1 protein-coding gene is annotated in these 11,145 nt (G+C 76.6%); it reads left to right on the top strand.

All coding sequences use genetic code 11. From position 1 onward, the window contains the following. Positions 1 to 35: 35 nt before the first annotated feature. Complete coding sequence (locus ACFWJ4_RS15625; RefSeq protein ID WP_380543888.1) at positions 36 to 11,135, top strand: type I polyketide synthase; 11,100 nt, start codon at positions 36 to 38, stop codon at positions 11,133 to 11,135. The last annotated feature ends 10 nt before the right edge of the window (positions 11,136 to 11,145 follow it).

Genomic DNA, 11,145 nt, shown 5'->3' with positions numbered 1-11,145 from the left:
CGTCGTCGAGGCACCGTTCGTGAAGGGGAAGATCCATGGCGGATGACCAGAAGCTGCTCGACCATCTGAAGTGGGTGACGGGCGAGCTCCGCCAGGCGCACCGCCGGATCCGCACCATCGAGGACCGCGCGCAGGAGCCGATCGCCATCGTCGGCATGGGCTGCCGCTTCCCCGGCGGGGTGCGGACGCCCGCCGAGCTGTGGCGGCTGGTGGCCGGACGCACCGACGCGGTCGGCGACTTCCCGACCAACCGGGGCTGGGCCGAGGACGAGGACGACGACTACGCCCGGCAGGGCGGCTTCCTCCACGACGCCGACGAGTTCGACGCGGCGTTCTTCGGCATCAGCCCGCGCGAGGCCACCGCCATGGACCCGCAGCAGCGCCTGCTGCTGGAGGCCTCCTGGGAGGCCTTCGAGGCCGCCGGCCTGAACCCGCGCGCGCTGCGCGGCAGCCGGACCGGGGTGTTCGCGGGCACCAACGGCCAGGACTACGGCCTGGTCGCGCTCGCCTCCCCGGAGGGCCTGGAGGGGCACATCGCCACCGGCACCACCGCCAGCGTGATGTCCGGCCGGCTCTCGTACGTGTTCGGGCTGGAGGGCCCGGCGGTCACCGTGGACACGGCCTGCTCGTCCTCGCTGGTCGCCATGCACCTCGCGGCGCACGCGCTGCGCTCCGGCGAGTGCGACCTGGCCCTCGCGGGCGGCGCCACCGTGATGTCCACCCCCGGCGGGTACGCCAGCTTCAACCGGCAGGGCGGGCTGGCGGCGGACGGCCGCTGCAAGGCCTTCGCGGCGGACGCGGACGGCACGGGCTGGGGCGAGGGCGTCGGCGTGCTGGTGCTGGAGCGGCTGTCGGACGCGCAGCGGCTCGGGCACGAGGTGCTGGCGGTGGTCCGGGGGAGCGCGGTCAACCAGGACGGTGCGTCGAACGGTCTGACCGCCCCGAACGGTCCCTCGCAGGAGCGGGTGATCCGGCAGGCGCTGGCCAACGCCCGCCTGGAGGCGGCCGAGGTGGACGCCGTCGAGGCGCACGGCACCGGAACCAGCCTGGGCGACCCGATCGAGGCGCAGGCGCTGCTGGCCACCTACGGGCAGGAGCGCCCCGAGGGGCGGCCGCTGTGGCTCGGCTCGATCAAGTCGAACATCGGGCACACCCAGGCGGCGGCCGGTGTGGCCGGGGTGATCAAGATGGTGCAGGCGATGCGGCAGGGCGTCCTGCCGGCCACCCTGCACGCGGACGCGCCGTCCCCGCACGTCGACTGGACGACCGGCGCGGTCGAGCTGCTGACCGAGGCCCGGCCGTGGCCGGCGGCGGACCGTCCGCGTCGCGCGGGTGTGTCCTCCTTCGGGATCAGCGGCACCAACGCCCACGTCATCCTGGAGTCGGCGCCGGAGATTTCGGCGGAGGGGGCTTCGGGGGAGGGGGCTCCGTTGGAGGAGCCCCCGGCGCCGAACGGCGTGGCGCCGTGGCCGGTGTCGGGCGGATCGTCCGAGGCACTGGCGGCGCAGGCCGGGCGACTGGCCGAATTCCTCGGCGGCGAGCCGGAGTTCGCGCCAGTGGAGGTGGCGGGGACGCTGCTCTCCCGGGCCGCGCTGGAGCACCGAGCGGTGCTGCTCGGGTCCGACCGGGCGGCGCTGCTGGACGGCCTCGGCGCACTGGCGGACGGTCGTCCCTCGGGCGGGGTCGTCTCCGGTGTCGCGACGGAGGGGCGGACGGCGTTCCTGTTCACGGGTCAGGGTGCGCAGCGGGTCGGCATGGGGCGGGAGTTGTACGAGGCCTTCCCCGCCTTCGCGGCGGCCTTCGACGCGGTCTGTGCGGAGCTGGACGGGAAGCTCGGGCGGTCGGTGCGCGCGGTCGTCTTCGCGGGTGCGGAGGATCTGGACCGGACGGTGTGGGCGCAGGCCGGGCTGTTCGCGGTCGAGGTGGCCTCGTTCCGGCTGCTCGAATCCTGGGGCGTGGCACCGGAGTTCCTGCTCGGGCACTCGATCGGTGAGATCGCCGCCGCCCATGTGGCGGGCGTGTTCTCCCTCGCCGACGCGTGCGCCCTGGTGGCGGCGCGCGGTCGGCTGATGGACGCGCTGCCCGAGGGCGGGGCGATGCTGGCGGTGCAGGCCGCCGAGCCGGAGGTGCGTTCGGAGATCGGCGACCGCCTGGATGTCGCGGCCGTCAACGGCCCGACCGCGCTGGTGGTTTCCGGTCCGACCGAGGTGGTGGAGGAGTTCGCCGCCCGTTGGTCGGCCGAGGGCCGCAAGACCCGTCGACTGACGGTCTCGCACGCCTTCCACTCGGCGCTGATGGAGCCGATGCTCGCCGAATTCGCCGCTGTGCTCGGCGGGTTGACCTTCGCCGAGCCGATCATCCCGGTCGTCTCCAACCTGACCGGGACGCTCGCCGATCCCGGCCTGCTCACCACCCCCGACTACTGGGTCCGCCAGGTCCGCGAGGCCGTCCGCTTCGCCGACGGCGTCGAGGCCCTGCACGGCCTGGGCGTGACCCGCTACGTCGAGCTGGGCCCGGACGCCGTGCTGTCGGGCCTGGTCGGGCAGCAGCTCGCCGAGGGCGTGGTCGCCCCGCTGATGCGCCGTGACCGCGCGGAGTCCGAGACCGCGCTGACCGCGCTCGCCACCCTGTGGACGAGCGGCACCGAACTCGACTGGTCCCTGGTCGTCACCGGTGGACGCCGGCTCGACCTGCCGACCTACGCCTTCCAGCGGCAGCGGTACTGGCCGAAGCCGACCGCCGGGGCGGGCGACGTGAAGGCCCTCGGCCAGACCGGGGCCCGGCACCCGCTGCTGGGCGCGGTCGTCGCCCTGCACGGCGGGGGACTGGTGCTGACCGGGCGGCTGAGCCTGGCCGTGCACCCCTGGCTCGCCGACCACGCCGTCCTGGACACCGTGCTCGTCCCCGGCACCGCCCTGGTGGAGATGGCGCTGAGGGCGGGCCGCGAGGCCGGCTGCGAGGTGCTGCGCGAGCTGGTGATCCAGTCGCCGCTGGTGCTGCCGCAGCAGGGCGGCGTCGCCGTCCAGGTGAGCGTCTCCGAGGCCGACGAGGCCGGGGAGCGTACCGTGCAGGTCCTGTCGCGCTCCGAGGCGGAGGACTCCGCGTGGGTGTGCCACGCGACCGGGGTGCTCTCCCCGGCGGGCGCCGCCGCCTCGGCCGCCGACGGCTCCGCCACCCCGGCTGCCGACGGCTCCGCCGTTGCCGGGACCTGGCCGCCCGTGGGGGCCGAGCCCGTCGACCTCGACGGCTTCTACGACCGCCTGACGGCCGTCGGCTACGGCTACGGACCGGTGTTCCAGGGGCTGCACGCGGCCTGGAGCGACGGCGACAGCGTCCACGCCGAGGTGCTGCTCCCCGAGGCCGCCGCCGGCCAGGCGCAGGCGTACGGGCTGCACCCCGCGCTGCTGGACGCCGCGCTGCACGCGGTCGGCTTCTCCGCCGCCGTGGACGCCCACCGGGCCGCCCGGATGCCGTTCGCCTGGACCGGCGTCCGGCTGCACGCGGCCGGTGCCGCCGTGCTGCGGGTCACCCTGACCGTGACCGCCGACGGCGTGGCGCTGAGTGTCGCCGACGGCACCGGGGCGCCCGTCATGACCATCGAGTCCCTGGTACTGCGGGAGGTCGAGGCCGAGCAGCTGCGCCCCGCCGTCGGCCCGGCCGTCGCCGAGGCGCTGTTCGCGCTGGACTGGACCCCGGTCACGCCGTCGGGCGCCGCCGGTTCCGGGCCCGCGACCTGGGCCGTGCTCGGTGCGCCCGCCCCGGGCGGCGCGGACACCCCCGCGCCCGCCGTCCCGCCGCTCGACGCGCCCCGGTACACCGGGCTCGCCGAGCTGGTCGCCGCGCTCGACGACGGACGCCCGGTGCCGCGGGCCGTCGTGCTGCCCGTCCCCACGACCGCTGCCGAGGCCGTCGACCTGCCCGCCAGGGTGCGGGAGACGGCCGGCCGCCTCCTGACGGACCTCCAGGCCTGGCTGGCCGAGGATCGGCTGGCGGACACCCGGCTGGTGGTCGTGACCCGCGGCGCCGTCGCCGTCGGTCAGGAGCCCGTCGACCTGGTCGCCGCCGCGGTCCGGGGCCTGGTCCGCTCCGCGCAGACCGAGAACCCCGGCCGGATCGTGCTGGTCGACCTGGAGGGCGAGGCCCCGGCCGACGACTGGTGCCCGGTGGCCGCCCACGGCGACGAGCCGGTGCTGGCCGTCCGCGACGGCGCCGTCCTCGCCGCCCGGCTGGCCCGGCCCTCGGACACGCTCGCCGTGCCGTCCGGCCGGGAGGCCTGGCGCCTGGACACCCTCGGCCCGGGGACGCTGGAGAACCTCGCCCTGGTCCCCGCGCCGGACGCCGACCGGCCGCTCGGCCCCGGCGAGGTGCGGGTCGCCGTCCGCGCCGCCGGCGTGAACTTCCGCGACGTGCTGCTCGCGCTCGGCATGTACCCGGAGCGCGCGCCGATGGGCGCCGAGGCGTCCGGCGTGGTGGTCGGGACCGGCCCCGGCGTCACCGACCTCGCCCCCGGCGACCGGGTGTTCGGCTTCTTCTCCGGCGGCATCGCCGCCACCGCGGTCACGGCCCGCGACCTGCTGGCCCGCATCCCCGACGGCTGGACCTTCGGCCGGGCCGCCGCCGTCCCGCTGGTGTTCGCGACGGCCTACTACGGGCTGCGCGACCTGGCCGACGTCCGGCCCGGCGAGTCCGTGCTGGTGCACGCCGCGGCCGGGGGCGTCGGCATGGCCGCCGTCCAGCTCGGCCGGCACCTGGGCCTCGACGTCTACGGCACGGCCAGTACCGGCAAGTGGGACGTGCTGCGCGCCCAGGGCCTCGACGACACCCGCATCGCCTCCTCCCGCGACCTGGACTTCGAGGAGTCCTTCCGGGCCGCCACCGGCGGACGCGGTGTGGACGTCGTGCTCAACGCGCTGGCCGGCGAGTTCGTCGACGCCTCGCTGCGCCTGCTCGCGCCCGGCGGCCGCTTCCTGGAGATGGGCAAGGCCGACGTCCGCACCGACCTCCCGCGCGAGGACGTCCGCTACCGCGCCTTCGACCTCGGCGAGGCCGGACCGGTGCGGATGGGCGAGATCCTCGCCGAGGTCATCGCCCTGTTCGACGCCGGCGCGCTGCACGACCTGCCGACCACGGCCTGGGACGTGCGCAACGCCGTCGAGGCCTTCCGGCACATCGGCCAGGCCCGGCACATCGGCAAGAACGTCCTCACCGTCCCGGCGCCGCTCGACCCCGAGGGCACCGTCCTGATCACCGGCGGCACCGGCACCCTGGGCGGTCTGCTGGCCCGCCACCTGGTCTCCGGGCACGGCGTACGGCACCTGCTCCTGCTGAGCCGTCAGGGCCCGGCCGCCGCCGGCGCCGCGGAGCTGGTCGCCGAACTGCGGGAACTGGGCGCCGAGGCGACCGTCGCGGCCTGCGACGCCGCCGACCGCGAGGCGCTGGCCGCGGTGCTCGCCTCGATCCCCGCCGAGCACCCGCTCACCGGCGTCGTGCACACCGCGGGCGTCCTGGACGACGGCGTGTTCGGCGCGCTCACCCCGGCCCGGCTCGACGCGGTGCTGCGCCCCAAGGTGGACGCGGCCGTCAACCTGCACGAGCTCACCGCCGACGCCGACCTGGCCGCGTTCGTGCTCTACTCCTCCGCCGCGGGGACCTTCGGCACCGGCGGCCAGGCCAACTACGCGGCCGCGAACGCCTTCCTGGACGCCCTCGCCGCGCACCGCCGGGCGCACGGCCTGCCCGCGCAGTCGCTCGGCTGGGGCCTGTGGGCGAAGGCCAGCGCCCTCACCGGGCACCTCGCCGAGGGTTCCACCGTGACCAGCGGCGACCGGCTCTCCGGCACGCTGACCGCCGAGCTCGGACTGGCCCTCCACGATCGCGCGGCCGCCCTGCCCGCCGCGCACCTGCTGCCGGTCCCGCTCGACCTCGCGGCCGCCCGCGCCTCGGGCGCCGAGCCGCCGTCCCTGCTGCGCGGCCTGGTCCGCCCCACCCTGCGGCAGGCCGCCGACGGCCCGGTGACGGGCGGGCAGGCCACGCTGGAACGCCGCCTCCGGGGCCTGGAGGACGGCGAGCGGCGGCAACTGCTGCTCGACCTGGTCCGGACGAACACGGCCACCGTGCTCGGCCACGCGGGTGCCGAGGCGGTCGGGCCGCAGCAGGCGTTCAAGGACCTCGGCGTCGACTCGCTGGCCGCGGTGGAACTGCGCAACCGGCTGAACACCGCCACCGGCCGGCGGCTGCCCGCCACCCTGGTGTTCGACTACCCGACGGCCGCGGCCCTCGCGGACTTCCTCGCCACCCTGCTGCTCGGCGCGGCCGAGGAGGCCGACCGGCCCCGCGCGACGGCTGCCGTCGCGGACCCCGGCGAGCCGATCGCCATCGTCGGCATGTCCTGCCGCTTCCCCGGCCACGTGGCCTCCCCGGCCGACCTGTGGCGACTGGTCTCCACGGGCGGGGACGGGATCGTGCGGTTCCCGGCCGACCGCGGCTGGGACCTCACCGGGCAGTCCGGCGCCTACGCCACCCTCGGGGGCTTCGTCGACGGCGTCGCGGACTTCGACGCCGGCCTGTTCGGGATCTCGCCGCGCGAGGCGCTGGCGATGGACCCGCAGCAGCGGCTGCTGCTGGAGGCCTCCTGGGAGGCCTTCGAATCCGCCGGCCTCGATCCCCGGGCGCTCAAGGGCGAGCCGATCGGCGTCTTCGCCGGCGCCGCGCCCTCCTACTACGGCGTCGACGTGGACCTGCCCCAGGACACCGAGGGGCACCGGCTGACCGGTGGCGCGACCAGCGTCCTGTCCGGCCGGGTGGCGTACGCGTTCGGGCTGGAGGGCCCGGCGATGACCGTGGACACGGCCTGCTCGTCCTCGCTGGTCGCGCTGCACCTCGCGGCGCAGGCGCTGCGCTCCGGCGAGTGCGACCTGGCCCTCGCGAGCGGTGTGACGGTGATGACCGGCTCCGGGGTGTTCACCGAGTTCGCCCGGCAGGGCGGGCTGGCGGCGGACGGCCGCTGCAAGCCCTTCGCGGCGGACGCGGACGGTACGGGCTGGGGCGAGGGCGTCGGCGTGCTGGTGGTCGAGCGGCTGTCGGACGCCCGGCGGCTCGGGCACCAGGTGCTGGCGGTGGTGCGCGGCAGCGCGGTCAACCAGGACGGCGCGTCCAACGGTCTGACGGCGCCCAACGGCCCGGCCCAGCAGCGGGTGATCCGGCAGGCGCTGGCGAGTGCCGGGCTGTCGGCCGCCGAGGTGGACGCGGTGGAGGCGCACGGCACCGGCACCAGCCTGGGCGACCCGATCGAGGCCCAGGCGCTGCTGGCCACCTACGGCCAGGGCCGCGGTGACGAGCCGCTGTGGCTGGGCTCGATCAAGTCCAACATCGGCCACACCCAGGCCGCGGCCGGTGTGGCGGGCGTCATCAAGATGGTGCAGGCGCTGCGGCACGGCGTGCTCCCGGCCACCCTGCACGCGGAGCAGCGGACCTTCGAGGTGGACTGGTCGGCGGGCGCGGTCGAGCTGCTGACCGAGGCCCGGCCGTGGCCGGAGGCCGGTCGCCCGCGTCGCGCGGGCGTGTCCTCCTTCGGGATCAGCGGCACCAACGCCCACGTGATCCTGGAGGCCGCTCCGGCGGTGGCGGTCGAGGAGACGGAGACCACACAGGGCGTGCTGCCCTGGATCGTGTCGGGACGCTCGGCCGGCGCGCTGGCGGCGCAGGCCGGGCGGCTCGCCGAATTCCTCGGCGGGGAGCCGGAGTTCGCGCCGGTTGAGGTGGCGGGGACGCTGCTCTCCCGGGCCGCGCTGGAGCACCGAGCGGTGCTGCTCGGCGACGGCCGGGCGGCGCTGCTGGACGGTCTGGCCGCGCTGGCGGACGGCCGCCCGTCGGGCGGGGTCGTCTCCGGTGTCGCGACGGAGGGGCGGACGGCGTTCCTGTTCACCGGTCAGGGTGCGCAGCGGGTCGGCATGGGGCGGGAGTTGTACGAGGAGTTCCCCGCCTTCGCGGCGGCTTTCGACGCGGTCTGCGCGGAGTTCGACCTGCTGCTGGACCGTCCGGTGAAGGACGTGGTGTTCGAGGGCGTCGAGGATCTGGACCGGACGGTGTGGGCGCAGGCCGGGCTGTTCGCGGTCGAGGTGGCCTCGTTCCGGTTGCTCGAATCCTGGGGCGTGGCACCGGAGTTCCTGCTCGGGCACTCGATCGGTGAGATCGCGGCCGCCCATGTGGCGGGCGTGTTCTCGCTCGCCGACGCGTGCGCCCTGGTGGCGGCGCGGGGCCGGCTGATGGACGCGCTGCCGAGCGGCGGGGCGATGCTGGCGGTGCAGGCCACCGAGGCCGAGGTCCGCGACGCGATCGGCGACCGCCTGGACGTCGCGGCCGTCAACGGCCCCACCTCCCTCGTGGCCTCCGGCCCCGTCGAGGTGGTGGAGGAGTTCGCGGCCCGCTGGAAGGCCGAGGGTCGCAAGACCAGCCGGCTGACGGTCTCGCACGCCTTCCACTCGGCCCTGATGGAGCCGATGCTCGCCGAATTCGCCGCCGTGCTCGGCGGGTTGACCTTCGCCGAGCCGCGGATCCCGGTCGTCTCCAACCTGACCGGCGGGATCGCCGATCCCGGCCTCCTCACCACCCCCGAGTACTGGGTGCGGCAGGTCCGGGAGGCCGTTCGCTTCGCCGACGGCGTCGAGGCCCTGCACCGCGAGGGCGTCACCCGCCTCGTCGAGCTGGGCCCGGACGGTGTGCTGACCGCGCTCGCCGCGCAGAGCGCCCCCGACGCGGTCGGCGTGCCGCTGCTGCGCAAGGACCGGGACGGCCGCGAGACCGTCCTGACCGCGCTGGCCGTGCTCTGGACGGCTGGCGCCGGAATCGACTGGTCCGCGCTGCTGCCCACGGCCCGTCACCTTCCGCTGCCGACCTACGCCTTCCAACGGGACCGCTACTGGCCGGACCAGGCCCCGGCCCCGGCCGGCAAGCCGCAGGACGCCGACCCGGCGGAGGCCGGGTTCTGGGCCGCCGTGGAACGCGGGGACCTGGCGGAGCTGGCCGACACGCTGGACCTCGGCCCGCAGGCGCTGGACCCGGTCGTGCCCGCGCTCGCCGCGTGGCGGACCCGGCGCCGCCGGGACGCGACGATCGACGGCTGGCGCTACCGCGTCGACTGGACGCCGCTGACCGGCCTGCCCGCCACGGGGCTGCTGGACGGCGGCTGGCTGGTCGTCGCGCCGCAGGACTCCGAGCTGACCGAGTGGGCCACCGCCGCGCTCCGGTCCGCCGGGGCCGAGGTCACCGTCGTGGTCGACCCCGGCACCGGCCGGGACGCGCTGGCCGCCCGGCTCGCCGAGGCGGCCGGAGCGGCGGGTGAGGTCTCCGGCGTCCTGTCGCTGACCGCCGCCGTCGGCTCCGCGCTGCCCGGATCGGCGCTGCCCGAGGGCACCGCCGCCACCGTGGCCCTGCTCCAGGCGCTCGGCCGCGCGGGGATCGAGGCGCCGCTCTGGGTGGCCACCCGGGGCGCCGTCCGCACCGGCGGGGACGATCCGCTGGACAGCCCGGCCCAGGCGTCGGTCTGGGGCCTCGGCCGGGTGGCCGCGCTGGAGAACCCGGAGCGCTGGGGCGGCCTGGTCGACCTGCCGGTCACCGTGGACGCCCGTGCCGGCGACCTGCTGACCGTCCTGCTCGGCGAGGACCCCGGCGAGGACCAGGTCGCGATCCGCGGGACGGGCCTGCTGGCCCGCCGACTGGTGCGCGCCCCGCTGGACACCGCCGTTCCGGCGCCCGAGGGCTGGCGGCCCACCGGAACGGTCCTGGTGACCGGCGGGCTGGGCGCGCTCGGCGCCGACTCCGCCCGGTGGTTGGCCCGGCGCGGCGCCGCGCACCTGGTGCTGCTCGGCCGGCGTGGGGCGGACACCCCCGGTGCGCGGGAGCTCGCGGCCGAACTGGCCGGGTACGGCAGCCGGGTCACCCTCGCCGCGTGCGACGTGGCCGACCGCGACGCCCTGGCCCGCGTGCTGGCCGCCGTGCCGCAGGACCTGCCGCTGACCGCGGTGCTGCACGCCGCCGGGGTCGACGGCCTGGGCCGGCTGGACGAGGCCGACACCGACGGGCTCGACGCGGTGCTGGCCGCGAAGCTCGGGGGAGCGGTGCACCTGCACGAGCTGACCGCCGGGCTCGACCTTGAGCAGTTCGTCGTCTTCTCCTCGATCGCCGCGGTCTGGGGCGGCGGCGGACAGGGCGCGTACGCGGCGGGCAACGCCTTCCTGGACGCCCTGGTGGAGCACCGCCGGGCCCGCGGCCTGGCCGGCACCTCGGTGGCCTGGGGAGCGTGGGCGGGCGCCGGACTGGCCGTCAGCGGGGACACCGGCGGCCTGCTGCGCCGCGGCGTCACCCCGATGGATCCCGAAGTCGGCGTTCAGGCCCTCGCCCAGGCCGTCGACCGGGCGGAGAGCGGTCTGACCGTGGCCGACGTGGACTGGGAGGTCTTCGGCGCGGCGTTCACCTCCGTCCGGCCCAGCCCGCTGCTGCACGAGTTGCTGGACGAGCCGACGGCGGCCGCGGGCGCGGAGCCGGCCGCGACGGGAGACGTCGACGAGGCGTCCGCCCTCGCCGCCCGGCTGGCGGCGGCGCCGCCGCGCCGGCGCCCGCAGATCCTGGTCGACGTGGTGCGGGCCGAGGCGGCCACCGTGCTGCGCTACCAGGACGGCCGCTCCGTCGCGGCCGGCCAGGCGTTCAAGGACCTCGGCTTCGACTCCTTGACCGCGGTCGAGCTGCGCAACCGGCTGAGCCGGGTGACCGGCCTGCGCCTGCCGCCGAGCCTGGTGTTCAACCACCGCACCCCCCAGCGGGTGGCCGCCTTCCTCGGCGAGGAGCTGGGCGTCCTGGTCGAGGAGCGGCCCGCCGGCCCGGACGAGGCGGCGGTCCGCGCGGCGCTGGCGGCCATCCCGATCGAGCGGCTGCGGGAGGCCGGACTGATGGACACCCTGCTGAGCCTGGCGGACCCGGCGCCGTCGGGCACACCCGGCACACCCGACCGGCCCGACGGCCCGGAGCAGCCGGACGGTCCGGACGTGCCGGACGACCTTGATGATCTGGACGACCTGGACGATCTGGACGCCGACGCGCTGATCGAGATGGCCCTGAACACCGAACGAGACGACGCCTGAGCCATGGAGA

Origin of the sequence: Kitasatospora sp. NPDC127067, from assembly GCF_042724755.1 — a bacterium.
Taxonomy (GTDB): Bacteria; Actinomycetota; Actinomycetes; order Streptomycetales; family Streptomycetaceae; genus Kitasatospora; species Kitasatospora lactacystinica.
This window is presented reverse-complemented; position numbering and strand designations above follow the sequence as displayed.

Bases quoted from the DNA above. Each gene is read 5' to 3' on its own strand.
- ACFWJ4_RS15625 (WP_380543888.1), top strand. From the start codon at position 36: ATGGCGGATGACCAGAAGCTGCTCGACCATCTGAAGTGGGTGACGGGC.